Source organism: Flavobacterium sp. GSA192 (genome assembly GCF_006386525.1).
Lineage (GTDB): Bacteria > Bacteroidota > Bacteroidia > Flavobacteriales > Flavobacteriaceae > Flavobacterium > Flavobacterium commune.
In genome coordinates this window covers 14,663-35,350 of sequence record NZ_VAHC01000003.1, presented here as the reverse complement: position 1 = coordinate 35,350, position 20,688 = coordinate 14,663, and the positions used below count along the sequence as shown (strand labels likewise).

Here is a 20,688-nt window from a genome sequence, read left to right as displayed (position 1 = left end):
TTGGGTTAATAAGTTCATTCACTTAAAAGAAGAACACAATGACTTACTGAGAGAAATTATCAATAAAATGGACAATAAATAAAACGAAAAGCCCTTTCAAAATCAAATTTGAAAGGGCTTTTAAATTTATATAAACAGCAATTAAATTCCTGCTATTGCTTTAATTTCGTCAATGATTCGTAAAGCTAAAGCGTCCGCCTGTGATTGCAAAGGAGCTTCAGTATAAATACGAATAATAGGTTCTGTATTTGATTTTCTTAAATGAACCCATTCGTTAGCGAAATCAATTTTCACACCATCAATAGTGGTAATATCTTCGTTCTTGTATTTCTCAGTCATGGCAACTAAAATCGCATCCACATCAATTTGCGGAGTCAATTCGATTTTGTTTTTGCTCATATAATACTCAGGATACGATGCACGCAAAGCAGCAACACTCATGTTCTTGTTTGCCAAATGCGTCAGGAACAAAGCCACTCCTACCAAACTATCACGACCATAATGTGACTCAGGATAAATGATTCCACCATTTCCTTCACCACCAATAACTGCATTGTTTTTCTTCATCAATTCCACTACATTCACCTCTCCTACCGCACTGGCTTCGTAGCTTCCGTTGTGTGCATTAGTCACATCACGCAAAGCACGGGAAGAAGACATATTAGAAACCGTATTTCCAGGAGTTTTGCTCAATACATAATCAGCAACAGCTACTAATGTATATTCTTCACCAAACATTTCACCGTCATCGCTAATGAAAGCCAAACGATCCACATCAGGATCAACAACGATTCCAAGATGCGCTTTTTCTTCAACAACCAATTCACAGATATCCGTCAAATGTTCTTTCAAAGGTTCCGGATTATGAGGAAAATGTCCGTTAGGTTCGCAGTATAATTTTACTACTTCCACACCCATTAATTCTAACAATTTCGGAATAATAATTCCTCCAGATGAATTCACACCGTCAACAACTACTTTAAATTTAGCCGCTTTCACTGCATCAACATCTACCAATTCCAAGTTTAACACTTCGTCGATATGAATATCCATATAAGCATCATTCTCAATAATTTCACCCAAATTATCCACATCTGAAAAATCAAACGCTTCTGCTTCCGCAATTTGAAGAATCTTCTCTCCTTCAATACCATTTAAAAACTCTCCTTTTTCATTCAGCAATTTTAAGGCATTCCATTGTTTTGGATTATGAGAAGCGGTCAAAATAATTCCACCATCGGCACTTTCTAAAGGAACAGCAATTTCAACCGTAGGCGTTGTAGAAAGCCCTAAATCAATCACATCAATCCCTAAACCAATTAAAGTATTCACCACTAAGTTGTGAATCATAGGTCCTGAAATTCTGGCATCACGCCCTACCACAACCTTTAAATTCTTATTATCCTTTCCGTTAGTGTTTTTTAACCAGGTTCCATAAGCCGAAGCAAATTTCACTGCATCAACAGGAGTCAGGTTATCCCCTACTTTTCCGCCAATAGTTCCACGAATTCCTGATATCGATTTTATTAAAGTCATTCTCTTATTTTTAAAATTTTAAGTAATTTAATATAAATTGGACACAAATATAATAATTGACTGCTTACAAAAGTCATTTAGAATTCATATTTTAGACGAATGAATTTTCTAGCACACATCTACCTTTCAGGAGACAATGATTTTATTAAAATTGGCAATTTTATGGCCGATGGTATCCGCGGGAAACAATTTGAAAATTTCTCCAAGGAAATTCAAAAAGGAATTTTACTGCATAGAGCCATCGATACTTTTACCGATGCACATCCTGTTTTCAGAGAAAGCACAAAGCGTTTGCACGAACGTTACCACCATTATGCAGGAGTAATTGTAGATATTTTTTACGATCATTTCCTGGCAAAAAACTGGACGAATTATTCGGAGGAAGATTTAGAAGAATATATAGCCCGTTTTTACCAATCAATGCGGATAAACCATGATTTACTTAGCGAAAGAGCTAAAGGAATTCTGCCGTATATGGAAACACAAAATTGGCTTTCGAGCTATCAAAGCATTGAGGGAATCCATGAGATTTTAACCCGAATGGATCGCCGAACCGGAAACGAATCCAACATGCGTTTTGCTTCAGAAGAACTAAAAGAGTACTATTCTCAATTTGAACAGGAATTCATCACTTTTTTCGAAGAATTGAGAACTTACAGTAAACAAAAATTAATGTCGCTCTAAACATGTTTATAAATCAATTAGAAATAGCCTTTCAAAAACACAGTAATGCCGAAAACGCATTTGCAATGGCAAAATACATGAAAAACAGATTTCCTTTTTACGGCATTAAAACCACCGAAAGGAGAGAATTATTTAAAAACATTTGGAAACAAAACAAACAAGAGGTTTCTAATAATACCAAAACAATTGCTTTAGCGCTTTACGCAAAAGAACAAAGGGAATTACACTATTGTGCTATCGAAATTTTAATAAAAGAACTCAAAGGAAATTACCAAAAAGACGATATTGAATTCATTGAAAAGCTGATTATCACAAATTCCTGGTGGGATAGCGTGGACACAATTGCCAAATATATTTTAGGGCAATATTTAATCGAATTTCCTGATTGCATAGAAACAACTGTTGAGAAATTTTCTAATTCGAATAATATGTGGCTCAATCGAAGTGCTATTTTATTCCAATTGGGTTACAAAAAAGAAACCGATTTTGAATTACTGAAAGCCATTTGCATTCAGCATCAATCTTCTACAGAATTTTTCATTCAAAAAGCCATTGGATGGGCTTTGCGCGAATATGCAAAAACTAATTCTGAAGCGGTAAAAAACTTTGTTATGGTTAATAACTTAAAGCCTTTAAGCCGAAAAGAAGCTCTCAAAAATTTAACCGATGCCTGAAATAATAGTAATTTAGCACTTTCAAAAAAACACAATAATGTTCAAAAAATATATTTCAAAATTAGAAAGTATAATTGGTTTAGCGCAATCGTTGTTAACTGAAAAACAATTTATTTTCCTTGCGAGTGTATTAGTGGGTATTAGTTCGGCCATTGCCGTAATTGTTTTAAAATCCTTTGCACACTGGGTATTTATTTTTGCTACCAATATCAATAAAATTCTAAAACTAAGTTTTATTAATAGTATTCTGCCTATTGCCGGTCTTTTATTGACAGTATTCGTCATCAAACGCCTCTTGGGAGGAACTATCGAAAAAGGGACATCGCAAATTTTATATGCTGTAGCAAAAAAAGCGAGTATCATTCCCAGAAAACAAATGTATGCTCATATCATGACGAGTTCCTTAACCGTAGGCTTAGGAGGTTCGGCAGGTTTAGAAAGTCCAATTGTGGTAACCGGAGCTGCCTTTGGTTCTAATTTTGCACAAAATTACAAACTAAACTATAAAGACAGGACCTTACTTATAGGCTGCGGTGTTGCTGCGGGTATTGGTGCAGCTTTTAACGCTCCTATTGCCGGAGTATTATTTGCTATCGAATTTTTACTGGTTGATGTTAGTATTTCAGCCTTTACTCCTATCATGATTGCCGCAGCAACCGGAGCTTTGGTTTCTGTAATTACGCTGGATGAAACCATTTTACTAAACGTAAAACAGCAAAAGGAATTTGATTACCATAACATCCCTTTTTATGTTTTACTGGGTGTGGTTACGGGATTTATTTCTGTTTATTATACTCGAAATTTCCAAAGAACCGAACATTTTTTCTCGCATCTTAGATTGAGTCCCTATAAAAAAGCTCTTTTAGGTGCTTCCATATTAGCAGTACTGATTTTTATTTTCCCAACACTTTTTGGTGAAGGATACGAAAGCATTCGAACCCTTGCCGATAACAATGCAGGGGAATTACTGGAAAACACCTTGTTTAGTTCATTTCAAAACAACAAGTGGGTCATCCTGCTTTTCGTTGGCGCAACGATGATGATGAAAGTTTTTGCTACTTCGATTACCTTAGGTTCCGGAGGAAATGGAGGGAATTTTGCCCCATCTCTTTTCATGGGCTCTTATGTGGGTTATGTTTTTGCAAAAACATTCAATCTAACAGGATTAACCCATTTACCTATCAGTAATTTCACAATGATAGGTATGGCCGGAATTTTAAGTGGATTGTTTCATGCGCCACTAACAGCAATTTTCCTTATTGCAGAAATCACAGGCGGCTACAGCCTGATGCTTCCATTGATGATTGTAGCTTCCATCAGTTTTGCAATTTCAAAAACATTCGAAAAACATTCGATGGATGTAAAAAGCTTAGTTCAAAAAGGACATGCTTTCACCAATAATAAAGACACTAATGTACTAGCAACATTAAATACCAATTCAATTATTCATACTGATTTTTTAACCCTTTCACCCGATGAAAATCTTGAGAAATTGGTCGATTTGATTTCGCACTCCAATCAATCCGTTTTTGCGGTAGTTGATAAAGAAAAGCATTTATTAGGTGTAATTCATTTTAATGACATCCGCGAAATTATTTTTAATAAATACCGTGTAAAATATACTTTGGTCAAAGACATAATGACTCCACCAGCCGATGTTATTTATCCTTTTCATAGTATGGAAGTCGTTATGAATAAATTTGAAAAAACAAAACGAACTTTTTTACCCGTTATTAAAGACGAAAAATACTTTGGTTTTATCTCAAAATCAGAAGCATTAGAAGCCTATCGTGCCAAATTGAAATCGATGACTATTGAATAAATTTGATATCATTTTAAGAAAGAAAAAACGCTAACTTCGGTTGGCGTTTTTCTTTCCTTTTAACAAAAACTTCTAAACTGTTGTATCGAAAGAACAAACCAAAATAGTAACTTTGCTGTCATTGCGATGAAAGAAGCAATCAGCAAAAAATATGTTAGACAAAGACAATACTATTGAGGTTTTAGGCGCTAGAGTTCATAATCTAAAAAATATAGACATTTCGATTCCGAGGGAAAAACTAGTAGTTATTACTGGACTTTCTGGCTCTGGAAAATCTTCCTTAGCATTCGACACGATTTATGCCGAAGGGCAACGTCGTTATGTAGAAACTTTTTCGGCTTATGCCCGACAGTTCCTGGGAGGTCTAGAACGTCCTGATGTGGATAAAATTGACGGACTTTCCCCTGTTATTGCCATTGAACAAAAAACAACATCTAAAAGTCCGCGTTCTACCGTGGGAACCATTACTGAAATTTATGATTTCCTGCGATTGCTTTATGCCCGTGGTGCCGATGCCTACAGCTACAATACGGGAGAAAAGATGGTTTCCTATTCGGATGAGCAAATCAAGGACCTAATTATACAAGATTTCACTAACAAGCGCATCAACATTCTTGCACCGGTAATTAGAGCCCGAAAAGGACATTACGGCGAATTGTTCCAACAAATAACCAAACAAGGTTTCCTGAAAGTGCGTGTTAATGGAGACATTCTGGACATTACGCCAGGAATGAAATTAGACCGTTACAAAACCCACGATATCGAAATTGTCATAGACCGTATCGTAGTTGACTCTTCACCAGACAATGAAAAACGATTATCCGAAAGCATTAATACCGCTATGCATCATGGCGAAAATGTACTGATGATTTTAGATCAAGATTCGAATGAAGTACGTTATTTCAGTAGGAATTTAATGTGTCCCTCGACTGGTATTTCATACCAAAATCCGGAACCTAATTTGTTTTCTTTTAATTCCCCAAAAGGAGCCTGCGAACATTGTAACGGACTGGGAACTGTAAACGAAATCAATGTCAAAAAGATTATTCCAAATCCAAAATTATCAATAAAAGCTGGCGGATTTTTACCTTTAGGCGAATACAAATCTTCCTGGATTTTTAAACAATTAGAAATCATTGGGCAGAAATATGATTTTAAAATTACCGATGCGATAGAAACCATTTCAGAAGAAGCCATGGAAATGATTCTGAATGGCGGAAAAGAAAAATTCACGATCAATTCTAAAGATTTAGGTGTTGCCCGTGATTATAAAATCGATTTTGAGGGAATTGCCAATTTCATTAAAAACCAACATGACGAAAGCGGTTCTACAACCATTAAACGATGGGCAAAGGAATTCATGGACGAACTCGAATGTCCTGTTTGCGAAGGTTCGCGTTTAAAAAAAGAAGCTCTGTTTTTTAAAATCGACGAAAAAAACATTTCCGAATTATGCGATATGGATATTTCTGATTTAACTAAATGGTTTCATGATTTAAATTCGCATTTATCTGATAAACAAAAACATATCGCTTCTGAAGTAATCAAAGAAATTAAGGATAGATTAGACTTCTTAATGAATGTTGGTTTAGATTATTTGGCTTTAAGCCGAAGCTCAAAATCGCTTTCTGGTGGTGAAGCGCAACGTATCCGACTGGCAACACAAATTGGTTCACAATTAGTCGGTGTGCTTTATATTTTGGATGAACCAAGTATTGGTTTGCACCAAAGAGACAATGAAAAACTGATTCATTCTTTGGAGCAATTGCGTAATATTGGGAACTCGGTAATCGTTGTTGAACACGACAAAGACATGATTGAGCGTGCCGATTATGTGATTGATATTGGTCCGAAAGCAGGAAAATACGGAGGCGAAATTATCAGCAAGGGAACACCAACTGAAACATTGAAATCCAATACTATTACAGCGCAGTATCTCAATGGAAAAATGAAGTTCGAAATTCCGAAAAAACGTCGTGAAGGCAACGGAAAATCTTTAAAACTGAGCGGAGCTACAGGAAACAATCTAAAGAATGTTTCGATTGAAATTCCTCTGGGGAAAATGATTTGTGTAACCGGAGTTTCCGGAAGCGGAAAATCAACATTGATTAACGAAACCCTGTACCCTATTTTGAACGCCTATTATTTCAATGGTGTAAAAAAACCACAGCCGTACAAAAAAATAGAAGGACTCGAACATATAGACAAAGTGATTGATATTGACCAAAGTCCGATTGGGAGAACCCCTCGTTCGAATCCGGCAACTTATACTGAAGTATTTACCGAAATCAGAAACTTATTTACAATGACTTCTGAGAGTATGATTCGCGGTTACAAAGCCGGTCGTTTTAGTTTTAACGTCAAAGGCGGTCGCTGTGAAACCTGTCAGGGTTCGGGAGTGCGAACAATAGAAATGAACTTTTTACCCGATGTGTATGTCGAATGCGAAAGCTGTCAGGGAAAACGTTTCAATCGCGAAACACTCGAAATTAGATACAAAGGAAAATCCATTTCGGATGTATTGGACATGACCATTGACGAGGCGGTTCCATTTTTTGAAAATATTCCAAAAATTCACCGAAAAGTAAAAACACTTCAAGATGTTGGTTTGGGTTATATCACGCTAGGACAACAAAGCACAACACTTTCCGGTGGTGAAGCGCAACGCATCAAACTGGCTGGAGAATTATCTAAAAAAGATACCGGAAATACTTTTTATATCCTCGATGAACCTACTACAGGATTACATTTTGAGGATATTCGCGTGTTTATGGAAGTGATTAATAAATTGGTCGATAAAGGCAATACCATCCTGATTATCGAACACAATATGGATGTTATCAAACTAGCTGATCACATCATCGATATTGGCCCAGAAGGTGGAAAAGGCGGAGGAACTGTTGTCGCTAAAGGAACCCCAGAAGAAATTGCAAATAATAAAAAAAGCTATACAGCGAAGTTCTTGAAGAAGGAATTGATTTAATTATAATCTGCACCAAAACAAATAAAACTACTCTATGATTGCTATTCTTAATTTTCTACATAAGACTAACGAACTTGTTTTTAACAAATTAGGCTTAGAAATCAAAAGCATCTCTTTAGAAAAAGAAAGTGCCGATTATAATCCTTGTCAACTATTGCTCAATGAGAAAAAAGCACTTTTTAGAACCGCTAAAATCACTCCCACAAAAACAGGACAATTCGTTACCTTATGGAAAAGAATCCCCAAAGGTCCAATCGCTCCTTTTGCAATTGAAGACAATTTCGACTTAGTGATTATCAACACCGAAACCGAAAATCATTTTGGACAATTTGTATTTCCAAAATCAATACTTATTGAAAAAGGCATTTTTTCAACCGCTTTAAAAGAAGGCAAACGTGCTATTCGTGTTTATCCGCCTTGGGATAAAACAACAAGCAAACAAGCTCAACAAACACAACAATGGCAATTGAAATATTTCATGGTAATTCCTTTCGAGAAAGACGTAGCAAGCCAACTGTATTTTTAGAATCCAAAAAATAATTCTTTAAATATCCTTCAGTACAATACAACTATTTCACTCAAATAAAAGCATTTACTTTTTAGAAGAATATTTTTATATATTTGACTTCAAATTATATAAAATAATGTAAATCAAACAAAACCAACCAACCAACCATGAACAAAATCAAATTCTCTCTGTTCTTTTTATTTCTTTTAAAAAGTCTTTTTGTTTTGAGCCAAGTTCCTAAAGAAATTCCTTTATTTCCAAATGGCATAAAAGACAATCCAATCGTTCATGAGCAAAAAGAAAGCTATGTCGATTCGCTTGTAAAACCAGGTTCTCTATCACAAAAAAATCGTGTTTTTAGCAATATCTCTGAACCTGCCTATATGATTTTCCCAGCATCCGAATCCAACAACAAACACATAGCCACAATCATATTTCCCGGAGGTGGTTTTGTTACTAATTGGGTTGATAAAGAAGGAACTGATTTAGCATTATGGCTTTCCAATCAAGGTATTACCTGCATGGTAGTAAAGTATCGAACCAACAAAAAAGATGCAAATGGTAAGTTTATCATCCCGATGGAAAAAGTCTATTTTGAGGAACTTAAAAAGGATGTAAATGCGAGTGTAATGACGATGACAGGATTAGCCGATAAATTAAAATTTGACAAAGACAAAATAGGCGTACTTGGTTTTTCGGCAGGTGGATTTATATCGGAATGGTTGACTTTTACAACGGTTAGCGAAAAAATGCCCTGGAAACCAGCTTTTGTAGGCTTAATTTATGCTGGAGATAAAATAAAACTATTAGAAAATGTTAAAGATAAAAGTAGCTTACCTCCATTTTTTATGGCTATAGCCAGAGACGATAAAAAATGGACCTTGAAAAGAGCTCTTCCGTTTTTGTCGGCTGTTGTAGCTGAAGTTGACAAATCTGAATTACACGTTTACTCTAAAGGAGACCATGGATTTGGATTAGCTTATAATGAAGGACATTCAGTTGAAATGTGGAAAAATAGTTTTTACAATTGGTTATTAGATATTTACGAAAAATAAATTAATATCAATCTTATATAAAAGTGGCTAATAAAATAGACAAACCTATCTGTTAGCCACTTTTGTTATTTTTAAAGAAAAATATAAAACTTTTTTACCCACTTTCTAAGCAAAAAATCTTACTTTAGTAAAAAGCCTCTCTAACATTGTTAGAAACTAATATAGCTCCAAATTAAAAAACAATACTAAAATGAACAAGAAGATGAGACTAGAAGATTTTGATAATGATGAAGAAAAAATAATCCAAAATAGTTTAAAACAAAAAACATGGAATGAGATTCGTACCAATGACAGTTGGGCAATTTTCAAAATCATGTCGGAATTTGTGAATGGTTATGAAAACATGGGACGTATTGGTCCTTGTGTTTCTATTTTTGGATCAGCCAGAACAAAAGCTGATGACAAATACTATCAACTAGCCGAAAAAATTGCTTTCAAAATCAGCAAAGCCGGTTATGGTGTCATTACCGGTGGTGGTCCCGGAATTATGGAAGCAGGAAACAAAGGGGCTCATCTAGGCGGAGGAACTTCGGTAGGCTTGAACATCGAATTGCCATTTGAACAACATTTTAATCCTTATATCGACCACGATAAAAACCTGAATTTCGATTATTTCTTTGTTAGAAAAGTAATGTTTGTCAAATATTCACAGGGATTTGTGGTCATGCCGGGTGGTTTTGGAACATTAGACGAAATGTTTGAAGCCATTACTTTAATTCAAACCAAAAAAATTGCTCGTTTCCCTATTATTTTAGTCGGTAGCAGTTATTGGTCCGGATTAATCGACTGGATAAAAGCAGTCTTGGTAGAACAGGAAAAAACAGTAAGCCCTGAGGATTTACATCTGATAAAAATTGTTGATCACGAAGATGAAGTAGTCGAAGTTCTTGATAATTTCTACAAAAAATACACTCTTAAACCTAATTTTTAAAAGCTGTTTTTTAACAGCTTTTTTTATATTTTATTTGCATTGATATAATAAAAATAATGTAACTTCAATTAGCATTAAACCCCAAACTACCGTTGAACACTATTGCTAAAATATGGCTATTACTACTTGTTGTTATTACCACAGCAAACAATAGTATTGCACAACATTATAACAAAGTTATAGCAGAAGTTGATACCGAAACTCACCTACTGAACATTGAACAGAAAATTATTTTTCACAACACTTCAGCTGACAGTATTTCAGAAATTATTTTAAACGACTGGATCAACGCTTATTCGGATGTTAAAACTCCTTTGGCAGAAAGGTTTTCGGATGAATTTTATCGAGGTTTTCATTTGGCAAAAGAAGAAGAAAGAGGTAAAACATCAAATATCAGTATTTTAAACAATGAGCTTTTACCACTATTCTGGAAAAGACCTGAGAAAAATCCGGATCTAATTGTTGTACAACTAGCCCAAAAACTAGCTCCAAACCAAAAAATCACACTTCAACTTCGTTATAAAGTAAAAATACCAAGCAGTAAATTCACTAAATTTGGTTATGACGAATTTGGAAATATTAATCTAAAAGACTGGTTCCTTACCCCTGCTTTATATACAAATCAGGCATTTGTACAATACAGCAACGAAAATTTAGACGACATCGCTAATGCTGTTTCAGACTTTGATATTGAACTAAAAGTAGCTGAAGGTTTTACAATTAATACCGATTTAGACACTGTTGAAGAAATTTCAAACAATGATTATTCTATCTACAAATTAAACGGAAAAAACAGGGTTAACTTTAGTCTTTTTATCGAACCCAAATCGACTTTTACAAATTTTAAAAGTGAAAGTTTCGAAGTGATAACTAATTTAGACGGAGACAAAATCACCCCTTTTGCTCAGGCCGAAGCAATAGACTGTGTGGTGCGTTTTGTAAAAAAACTAGTTGGCGATTATCCTTTTAAAAAAATACTTATTTCACAAACCGATTACGAAAGAAATCCTTTTTATGGACTCAACCAATTACCTTCTTTTATTCGACCATTTACTGATGAATTTACATACGAACTAAAATTCTTAAAAACCTATCTTAATGTTTATCTCAACAACAGCCTTTTTATTGATAATCGAAAAGAAAGCTGGGTTCATGATGGTATTCAAATCTATACCATGATGAAATACATTGAAGAAAATTACCCTAACACTAAGATGATGGGAAATGTCTCTACTTTTAAATTATTAAAAAGTTTCAATCTCATCAATTTAGATTTCAACGAGCAATACAGTTATTTTTATATGTTAATGGCCCGAAAAAATCTGGATCAGGCATTGGGAACTCCTAAAAATACTTTAATAAAATTCAACGAACAAATTGCCAGTAAATACCGTGCTGGATTGAGTTTGCGTTTTTTAAATAGTTATTTAGAAAATCAGGCTGTGTCCAAAAGTATCTATGCTTTTTATAGTAAAAATAAAGGCTTACAAACTACAGCAATTGATTTTGAAAACAAACTGAAACAGCAAACAAATAAAGATATTGACTGGTTTTTTAATACCGTAATCTATTCCCGAAATCTTATTGATTACAAATTCAACAAAGTCACTAAAACCGCTGACAGCATCCAGTTTACACTAAAAAACAAAACCGGAATTAACGTTCCTGTTCCTGTTTATGGAGTAAAAGGTAAAGAAATTGTTTTTAAAAAATGGCTGGAACCCGCTCCTAAAGACAGTATTTTCAACATTGAAAGAAGTAACGCCAGCAAAATTGTACTGAATTATAAAAATGAAGTTCCTGAATATAATTTAAGAAACAATTGGAAATCATTAAAGTCCTTTTTTCCAAATAATCGCCCTGTAAAATTTGTATTCATGAAGGACTTAGAAGATCCTTATTACAACCAAATTCTGTATGTTCCTACATTAGAATACAATTTATATGATGGATTAATCCCTGGAACGCGTCTTCATAACAAAACCATATTAGAAAAACCCTTTATTTTTGACATCAATCCTGCTTATTCTACTAATGCAAAAACAATATCAGGATCCGGATTTTTCTCGATAAATCAAAATTACAGAAACAGCCGATTGTACAATGTAAAATACAATATGTCAGCTTCTTATTTCCATTATGCTCCCGATGCTTCTTATACCAAACTAAACCCTAATATTCAAATTCGAATTAGAGAAAATGATTTCAGAGACAATAGAAAACAATTAATCTATTTACGTCAGGTACTCGTAAATCGTGAGAAGAGCGCCATTGTTACCAATGATCTTACAACCGAAAATTATTCAGTTTTTAATGCTAAATATTTTAATACTAAAACAGAAATCACAAAACACTTCAACTTTATCGGCGACTTTCAAGTTGCCAGTAACTTTGGAAAACTGGCTGGCGAAATTGAATTTCGAAAACTCTTTGAAAACAACCAGCAATTTAATCTTCGTGTGTATGCTGGAAAATTTTTATACAACAATACAAATTCTGATTTTTTCAGTTTTGCTCTGGATCGACCTACCGATTATTTGTTTGATTATGGTTATTATGGTCGTTCAGAAAGTAGTGGTTTCTTCAGTCAACAATTGATTGTTGCTGAAGGAGGGTTCAAATCCAAGTTAAAAACACCTTATGCTAATCAATGGATGAGTACTATAAATGCCAGTTACAAACTTTGGAACTGGATAGAAGTATATGGCGATGCTGGACTTTTAAAAAATAAATTTCAAAAAGAGACCTTTCTTTTTGACAGTGGCATCCGATTAAACCTGGTTCCTGACTATTTTGAAATGTACCTACCAGTCTATTCTTCAAATGGATGGGAAATAAGTCAGAACAATTATAATGAGAAAATCAGATTTATCATTACTCTTTCGCCAAAATCATTAATTAATTTATTTAATCGAAAATGGTTCTAAACAAACTACTTGCAATAAAGAATTGCACAATAATCAAATATTTAAACAAAAATTAATTTTTATTAAAAAAAACAATATTTTTTTTGAATAAAAACATCGAATTATAAATAGTTTTTCTTTTATTGGATTATGATAATAAGCAGTTTTTAAGTAAATTTGCGCCATGAATTATAATCTTTCAATTATGATAAAAGAAAAAAACAATGCTACATTGACTTTTGAGGATTTCAAGACTGAAGTATTGAATGATTATAAGATAGCTGTAACCAGTCGCGAATGCAGTCTGTTAGGACGCAGAGAAGTATTGACAGGAAAAGCTAAATTTGGAATTTTTGGTGACGGGAAAGAAGTGCCACAATTAGCAATGGCCAAATTCTTTAAAGATGGCGACTTTCGTTCAGGCTACTATCGTGACCAAACCTTCATGATGGCTATTGGCGAATTTACAATAGCTAATTTCTTTGCCGGATTATACGGCAATACCGATATTAAACAAGAGCCCATGTCGGCTGGGAGACAAATGGGAGGTCATTTTGTAACTCATAGTTTAAACGAAGACGGAAGTTGGAAAAACCTGTCTAAACAAAAAAATTCCAGCTCTGATATTTCTCCTACTGCTGCTCAAATGCCTCGTTTACTGGGTTTAGCCCAAGCATCTAAGGTTTATCGCAAAATAAACAATATTCCTAATCAAAGTAATTTTTCCAACAAAGGAAATGAAATTGCCTGGGGAACCATTGGAAATGCCAGTACATCCGAAGGAGTTTTTTTTGAAGCCATAAATGCCGCCGGAGTTTTACAAGTACCAATGTTAATTAGTATTTGGGATGACGAATACGGTATTTCGGTACACGCAAAACACCAAACTACTAAAGAAAACATCTCTGAAATCTTAGCTGGATTTCAACGCGATAAAAACAGTAATGGAATTGAAATTTTCACCGTAAAAGGCTGGGATTACTCTGACTTGATTACTACTTACGAAAAAGCATCAAAAATTGCCCGAGAGCAACATGTTCCCGTTTTAGTTCACGTAACCGAATTAACACAACCACAAGGACACTCAAGTTCAGGATCACATGAAAGATACAAAAGCACAGAACGACTGAACTGGGAAAGAGAATTTGACTGTATCAGACAAATGAGACTATGGATGATAGCTATTAATATCGCTTCTGCCGAAGAACTCAACGAAATTGATACCGCTATCAAAAAAGAAGTTTTAGAAGGTAAAAAGGCTGCCTGGAATTCATTCATAGCCCCTATTGTTAGTGAGAAAAACGAACTCGTTAGCTTATTGGAAAAAATTGCTCCTTCAAGTAAAAACAAAGAAGAAATTCTAAAACTTTCAAACAGCCTAAAAAACATTAAAGATCCTCTAAAAAAGGAAATCCTAGCTACAGCCCGAAAATCTTTACGTTTAGTTGTTAACGAAGTTCAGGGAAAAGAATTATCACTTTGGATACAAAAATACACTCAAATAAATCAGGCTACTTTCAGTAATCATCTTTATTCAGAATCTAAAAATAATGTTTTTTCAGTTAAAGAAGTATTACCTACTTATGCCGCAGATGCCAGAAAAGATACAGACGGACGAATGATTATCCGTGATAACTTTGATGCTTTATTTGCTAAATATCCTGAGGTGCTTATTTTTGGAGAAGACTCAGGAAATATTGGCGATGTGAACCAAGGATTAGAAGGAATGCAGGAAAAATACGGAGAAACCCGTGTTGCCGACGCAGGTATCCGAGAAGCCACTATTATTGGTCAGGGAATAGGACTCGCATTAAGAGGATTACGACCAATTGCCGAAATTCAATATCTTGATTATTTATTGTATGCTATTCAAATTCTGAGTGACGATTTGGCTTCATTGCAATACCGAACAGTAGGAAAACAAAAAGCACCATTGATTATTAGAACCAGAGGACATCGCCTGGAAGGGATTTGGCATTCCGGTTCTCCTATGGGAATGATTATCAATGCTATTAGAGGAATTCATGTTTTAGTTCCCAGAAACATGACTAAAGCTGCCGGTTTTTACAATACATTACTAGAATGCGACGAACCTGCCTTAGTTGTTGAATGTTTAAATGGTTATAGATTAAAAGAAAAAATGCCTTTGAATTTTGGTGAATTTAAAACACCAATCGGTGTAGTTGAAACCACAAAAGAAGGTACTGATATTACACTTGTTTCCTATGGTTCTACCCTTAGACTAGTAGAACAGGCGGCCAAAGAATTAGCCGAAACCGGTATTGATTGCGAAGTAATTGACATTCAATCCTTAATCCCTTTCGATATCAATCACGATATTGCCAAAAGTCTAAAGAAAACAAATCGCCTTTTAGTAATTGACGAAGATGTTCCTGGAGGAGCTTCAGCTTATATTTTACAAAAAATAATTGAAGAACAAGATGCTTATCAGTTTTTAGACAGCAAACCGCAAACTCTTTCAGCAAGAGAACACCGTCCTGCTTATGGAACTGATGGAGATTATTTTTCAAAACCTTCTATCGAAGACATTTATGAAAAAACATACAATATTCTTTCAGAATCTAATCCTGTAAAATATCCAAAATTATATTAAAATTGTATTTTCCGCTATAAACAAAAAAAGTCCCGAATTTTTCATCGGGACTTTTTCATAAATCAATGAGGCAACTTATTTTTTAGAACTCCATATAAAAAAGTTCCCAGTACAGCTCCCAGAAGCACCACAATAACACTTGTAAAACCAGCTCCAATCAAAATAAATATGGGACCCGGGCAAGAACCCGCTAATGCCCATCCTAATCCAAAAATTATTCCGCCTAAAAGATAACGCGCTGTTGAATGTTCCTTATCTGGAATACAAATTGGAGCCCCCGAATAATCTTTTAAATGGTATCGTTTTATAATTTGGATTCCTACAATACCTGTCAAAACAGCCACCATAATAATTCCGTACATATGGAAGGATTGAAATTGGAACATTTCATAAATTCGATACCAGGAAACCGCTTCTGATTTGGTTAATACAATTCCGAAAACAAAACCAACTAATATAAACTTTACTAATTTCATATTTTAATATTTATTATTTTTTATAGGTAATACCTGTCTGCCGACAGGCAGGTGTAATTCGCATATAACCAATTTAGTAATTATAACCAATTTTAGTTGATGCTCATTTCATTACTTATACAATTAAAGGTAAAATAAAATGAGCCATAATTAATCCGCCAATAAAAAATCCCATAACAGCTATTAAAGAAGGAAGTTGTAAATTACTCAATCCCGAAATAGCATGTCCTGAGGTACATCCTCCGGCATAACGAGAACCAAAACCAATTAAAACCCCACCAATAATTAAAATCAAAATCGATCTTGGAGATTCAAAAACCTGATTCGAAAACAAGGCATCAGGCATTAATTTTCCTTGTGGCGCATCAATATTCATCATTTCAAGCTGTGCTATCGTTTCAGGATTTATCGACACATTAGAAGCGTCACTTAAATAATGAGTAGCGACAAAGCCTCCTAACATTGCTCCGGCTACTACAGCAAGATTCCAACGCTGTGATTTCCAATCAAAACTAAAAAAAGCTACTTTTTTTCCTGCACCTGCTATACTACAAAGCGTTCTTAAATTAGAAGACATTCCGAAAGATTTTCCGAAATAAATTAAAATCAGCATTATCAAGCCAATTATAAAACCCGAAATATACCATGACCAGGTATGATAAATCAATTCCATATTTTTTATTTTTTTGTCAAAGTTAAAAAGTATGTTCCCATTGGAGTGTGAGAAATGTTACATTCGATAAAATTAATTCACTTTCTTTAAAAAAAAGCAAATTAATAACTCCATTTTTGAAGTTCTCAATATCTTTGCAAGACTATTACAAAACCAACTATTCCCAAATTAATTCATTTATGAAATCACAATTGATAACCCATTTACGTAAGCAAATTCAAGGAAATAAAAAGCTGATACTTTTTATGATCTCTAAAAAAATAATTGTTACTCTGATCATATTATTTTTAAGCAGTTCTTGTATAAGTACAAAATCTACTTTAAAAAACGTAGATGACAATGCTCCTAATCTTAAACTAGCCAAAGACAATACTTTTGTCATTACTGAATACAGCAAAAACAAGAAATATGGCTATGATAAAGATTATCCCATCAATATTTTTTATTATAACACCTACAATGAACAAATCAATGAAGAACGTTTTTTGAACGCCTTAGCTGGACCTAAAGGAGAAAAAATCAGCTTTACTAAATTAGAAACCTGTTGTCCGTTCCCAACTAAAAGAAGTACTATGGGAGCCGGATTTTTAAATGTTTACGAAATCCGTTGGCAAGGTCAAAAAAAACCTGTTGTTTTATATTTGAACATCTATGAAAAAGGTGCGTTAATGTGTCCTGTAGGTTTAAGCATTCGAAAAAAAGAATAAATCCTCAACTAAAAAATAGTTGCTTTAGCCTTAATTTAATAGCTTATTAAAATCGGCAAACTCAAAAATCATAACTACCTTTGCAATCATTAAAAATCACTTATGAACATACAAAATATCCCTCAAATTAAACATACTGAAAGCGGTAATTTTTTCTTACTTTCAGGGCCTTGCGCCATCGAAGGAGAAGAAATGGCATTGCGCATTGCCGAAAAAATTGTTGGTATCACTGACAAGTTACAAATCCCTTACGTTTTTAAAGGTTCTTTCAAAAAAGCAAACCGTTCCAGAATTGACAGTTTTTCCGGAATTGGAGACGAAAAAGCATTAAAAATCCTTAGAAAAGTTTCTGAAACTTTCCATGTTCCTACTGTAACAGACATTCATACCAATGAAGATGCTGACATGGCAGCTCAATATGTAGATGTTTTACAAATCCCTGCTTTTTTAGTACGTCAGACGGATTTAGTTGTGGCTGCTGCCAATACAGGAAAAACAGTCAACCTGAAAAAAGGACAATTTATGAGTCCGGAAAGCATGAAACATGCCGTACAAAAAGTGTTGGATTGCAATAATCAAAACGTAATGGTGACTGATCGCGGAACTATGTTTGGTTATCAGGACATGATTGTTGATTTTAGAGGAATTCCTACTATGCAACAGTATGCTTCTACAGTACTTGATGTCACGCATTCATTGCAACAACCCAACCAAACAGCAGGAGTTACCGGCGGAAGACCTGATATGATTGAAACCGTTGCCAAAGCTGGAATTGCTGTAGGTGTTGACGGAATTTTTATTGAAACCCACTTTGATCCGGCTAATGCTAAAAGTGATGGAGCGAATATGTTGCATCTGGACTATTTTGAAGATCTAATGACCAAATTAGTCGCTATTAGAAAAACAATTAACGCATTCTAATTTTAAATTTATAATTAACATTTTCGTGAAAAAAATATTCACTACTGCTTTTATTACATTCTTATTCACTAACTGTCTAAGTGCTCAGGAAACAATTAAAATACAAGATAAATATACCGCTCATAACAAAGGAAAGTTCTTTGTTTCATGGGGCGGAAACAGAGAAAGTTATTCTAAATCGGATGTGACTTTTAAAGGAGAAGGTTATAATTTTACCATCGATAATATGGTTGCTCATGATAAACCAAAAGGCTGGCATATTGATTATATTAATCCCGCTCGAATGACCATTCCTCAAACCAATTTAAGAGTGGGTTACTTTATCAATGACCATTACAGCATTGCAATAGGTGTAGATCACATGAAATATGTAATGACTCAAAATCAAACGGCAAATGTTACAGGAACTATCGACATAGGCTCTGACTTTGATGGAACTTACAATAATACTTCTACCCAAATGACTGAAGCCTTTTTAAAATTCGAACATACTGACGGACTGAATTATGTAAATACCGAATTTTCAAGACATGATGATATTTCGACATTATTCAAAATTAAAAACACTGATAAAATCCAGGTTAATTTAACAGAAGGTATTGGTGTTGGAGTACTTTATCCAAAAACCAACACTACTTTATTAGGAAAAGAACGTCATGATGATTTTCATATTTCAGGCTTTGGAACTTCTGTAAAAGCCGGTTTAAACCTTACTTTCTTTAAGCACTTTTACATTCAGGGAGAATTAAAAGCAGGATATATCAACATGCAGGATATTCGCACTACACAAAGCAATGCCGATAAAGCTTCGCAGGATTTTTTCTTTCTGCAAAGAATTATTGCTTTTGGAGGAATTTTCAGAATATAAATTCTGAACCATTTTATTTTAAAGAGGTTTATTGCCAGGTAAACCTCTTTTTATGCTCTTAACATACAATTCAATCTATTTTATAAGTATTTTTAATGATTAAAATACTTATCTTATTTTAGAAAAACTCCCCAAGTCTTTTTAAAAAACCTATTTATTACAATACCGACATTATTTTAATAAATAACTATGACAAAAAATAGAGAAAATGGCGTTGTTCAGGATTTTGATTTTTTTAGCAACTTCGAGAAGTTTTTTGACCTATCACAAGATTTGTTTTGTATTGCAGGATATGATGGTTATTTTAAAAGAATAAATCCGGCAGTTTCAAAACTTTTAGAATATTCTAACGAAGAGTTATTAGCAAGACCAATAAACGATTTTGTTTATAATACAGATAAAGAAAAGACCAGTTTAGCCAGAAATGAACTTAAAAACAAGATTCCATTATTTAGCTTTGAAAACAGATATTTAACTAAAAGCGGACGAATAGTTTGGCTTTTATGGACTTCAATACCTGTTGAAGAAGAAAAATTAATCTATGCCGTAGCTAAAAACATTACTGATAAAAAAGAATTAGAACAGGAACGAAAACTACACATCAAACAACTTACCGAAATAAATAAAGAGTTCAAACAACTCAGTTATTCAGCAGCACACGATTTAAGATCGCCAGTTAATAATATGCTTTCTATTTTTGAATTGATGGATACCAATAACATTCAAAATGAAGAAACTTTAGAATTTATTTCTATTTTAAAAAGCACCGCAGATACCTTAAAAGAAAATCTGGATCAATACATCCGACTTTTAAATTCGAAAAACCAAACCGATTCACAATTAGAAGAAATTGATTTAAAAACTGCTTTGGATGAAGTTTTGATTGCTATAAATTCATTAATCCAAAATTCAAAAACTACAATAAATATCGACTTTTCTGTAACCGACAAAGTATATTTCAACAAAGCTTATTTGAAAAGTATTTTTTTAAACCTGATAACAAATGCTATCAAATACGCTAAATCGGATATTTTACCGGAAATAACCATTCGTTCAGAAAAACGCAACAACAAAACGCAGTTGATAATTTCAGACAACGGAATTGGATTTGATCTCGAAAAAATTAAAGATAAAGTTTTTGGTTTGCACCAAACCTTCAATGAACACATTGACAGCAACGGTATTGGACTCTATTTAGTATATAACCACGTTACTAATCTGGGAGGTCATATCAGTCTTGAAAGTGAAGTTGATAAAGGAGCTAAATTTGAAATAACTTTCAACAACTAAAAACGAAGATTTCATCTCACAGATTCACAAATTAAAACAA

The 20,688-nt window shown here is 33.9% G+C and carries 16 protein-coding genes; 13 read left to right on the top strand and 3 right to left on the bottom strand.

What is annotated here, in order from left to right:
• Window positions 1–141: 141 nt before the first annotated feature.
• Window positions 142–1,536 carry a phosphoglucosamine mutase gene (gene glmM, locus FDM27_RS06980; protein WP_140485730.1) on the bottom strand — a complete coding sequence of 465 codons (1,395 nt, stop codon included), beginning with the start codon at window positions 1,534–1,536 and terminating at the stop codon, window positions 142–144.
• Between the two features lie 99 nt (window positions 1,537–1,635).
• On the opposite strand from glmM, the gene FDM27_RS06975 reads away from it, so the two are divergent.
• The 9 genes from FDM27_RS06975 to FDM27_RS06935 all read left to right on the top strand — a co-directional run bounded on the left by FDM27_RS06975 (window position 1,636) and on the right by FDM27_RS06935 (window position 15,713).
• Complete coding sequence (locus FDM27_RS06975) at window positions 1,636–2,220, top strand: ACP phosphodiesterase (protein ID WP_140485729.1); 585 nt, start codon at window positions 1,636–1,638, stop codon at window positions 2,218–2,220.
• A gap of 2 nt (window positions 2,221–2,222) precedes the next feature.
• The gene (locus FDM27_RS06970; RefSeq protein ID WP_140485728.1) at window positions 2,223–2,894 is read left to right on the top strand and encodes a DNA alkylation repair protein; all 672 of its coding nucleotides are present in this window, start codon (window positions 2,223–2,225) and stop codon (window positions 2,892–2,894) included.
• A gap of 37 nt (window positions 2,895–2,931) precedes the next feature.
• Window positions 2,932–4,716 (top strand): chloride channel protein, encoded by a 1,785-nt coding sequence (locus FDM27_RS06965; protein WP_140485727.1) that lies wholly within the window; start codon window positions 2,932–2,934, stop codon window positions 4,714–4,716.
• A gap of 151 nt (window positions 4,717–4,867) precedes the next feature.
• Window positions 4,868–7,699: an excinuclease ABC subunit UvrA gene (gene uvrA, locus FDM27_RS06960; protein ID WP_140485726.1), complete on the top strand. Its 2,832-nt coding sequence runs from the start codon at window positions 4,868–4,870 to the stop codon at window positions 7,697–7,699.
• 34 nt (window positions 7,700–7,733) lie between these two features.
• On the top strand, window positions 7,734–8,225 hold the full coding sequence (locus FDM27_RS06955) for a MepB family protein (protein ID WP_140485725.1): 492 nt from the start codon (window positions 7,734–7,736) through the stop codon (window positions 8,223–8,225).
• 206 nt (window positions 8,226–8,431) lie between these two features.
• On the top strand, window positions 8,432–9,262 hold the full coding sequence (locus FDM27_RS06950) for an alpha/beta hydrolase (RefSeq protein WP_181161643.1): 831 nt from the start codon (window positions 8,432–8,434) through the stop codon (window positions 9,260–9,262).
• Between the two features lie 202 nt (window positions 9,263–9,464).
• Window positions 9,465–10,193, top strand: a complete 729-nt coding sequence (locus FDM27_RS06945) for a TIGR00730 family Rossman fold protein (protein ID WP_071185624.1) — start codon at window positions 9,465–9,467, stop codon at window positions 10,191–10,193.
• A gap of 92 nt (window positions 10,194–10,285) precedes the next feature.
• Window positions 10,286–13,120, top strand: coding sequence for an aminopeptidase (locus FDM27_RS06940; RefSeq protein ID WP_255510502.1), 2,835 nt, complete (start codon window positions 10,286–10,288; stop codon window positions 13,118–13,120).
• Between the two features lie 184 nt (window positions 13,121–13,304).
• Entirely contained in the window at window positions 13,305–15,713 is a 2,409-nt protein-coding gene (locus FDM27_RS06935) for a thiamine pyrophosphate-dependent enzyme (protein ID WP_071185623.1), read from the top strand.
• Window positions 15,714–15,775: 62 nt separating this feature from the next.
• Here the strand turns inward: FDM27_RS06935 and FDM27_RS06930 are convergent, their stop codons facing one another.
• Both FDM27_RS06930 and FDM27_RS06925 read right to left on the bottom strand, forming a co-directional pair.
• Entirely contained in the window at window positions 15,776–16,189 is a 414-nt protein-coding gene (locus tag FDM27_RS06930; RefSeq protein ID WP_071185622.1) for a DUF6691 family protein, read from the bottom strand.
• A 115-nt stretch (window positions 16,190–16,304) separates the two neighbouring features.
• Window positions 16,305–16,862 (bottom strand): YeeE/YedE family protein, encoded by a 558-nt coding sequence (locus tag FDM27_RS06925; protein ID WP_071185621.1) that lies wholly within the window; start codon window positions 16,860–16,862, stop codon window positions 16,305–16,307.
• 245 nt (window positions 16,863–17,107) lie between these two features.
• Between FDM27_RS06925 and FDM27_RS06920 the strand changes: the two genes are divergently transcribed.
• The 4 genes from FDM27_RS06920 (at window position 17,108) to FDM27_RS06905 (ending at window position 20,648) form a co-directional block, all read left to right on the top strand.
• Complete coding sequence (locus FDM27_RS06920) at window positions 17,108–17,569, top strand: 2-dehydro-3-deoxyphosphooctonate aldolase (RefSeq protein ID WP_071186435.1); 462 nt, start codon at window positions 17,108–17,110, stop codon at window positions 17,567–17,569.
• Between the two features lie 102 nt (window positions 17,570–17,671).
• Window positions 17,672–18,490 (top strand): 3-deoxy-8-phosphooctulonate synthase, encoded by an 819-nt coding sequence (gene kdsA, locus FDM27_RS06915; RefSeq protein WP_071185620.1) that lies wholly within the window; start codon window positions 17,672–17,674, stop codon window positions 18,488–18,490.
• 25 nt (window positions 18,491–18,515) lie between these two features.
• Window positions 18,516–19,358 carry a hypothetical protein gene (locus FDM27_RS06910; protein WP_071185619.1) on the top strand — a complete coding sequence of 281 codons (843 nt, stop codon included), beginning with the start codon at window positions 18,516–18,518 and terminating at the stop codon, window positions 19,356–19,358.
• A 189-nt stretch (window positions 19,359–19,547) separates the two neighbouring features.
• A complete protein-coding gene (locus FDM27_RS06905; RefSeq protein ID WP_140485723.1) occupies window positions 19,548–20,648 on the top strand; it encodes a PAS domain-containing sensor histidine kinase in 1,101 nt (366 codons plus the stop codon).
• The last annotated feature ends 40 nt before the right edge of the window (window positions 20,649–20,688 follow it).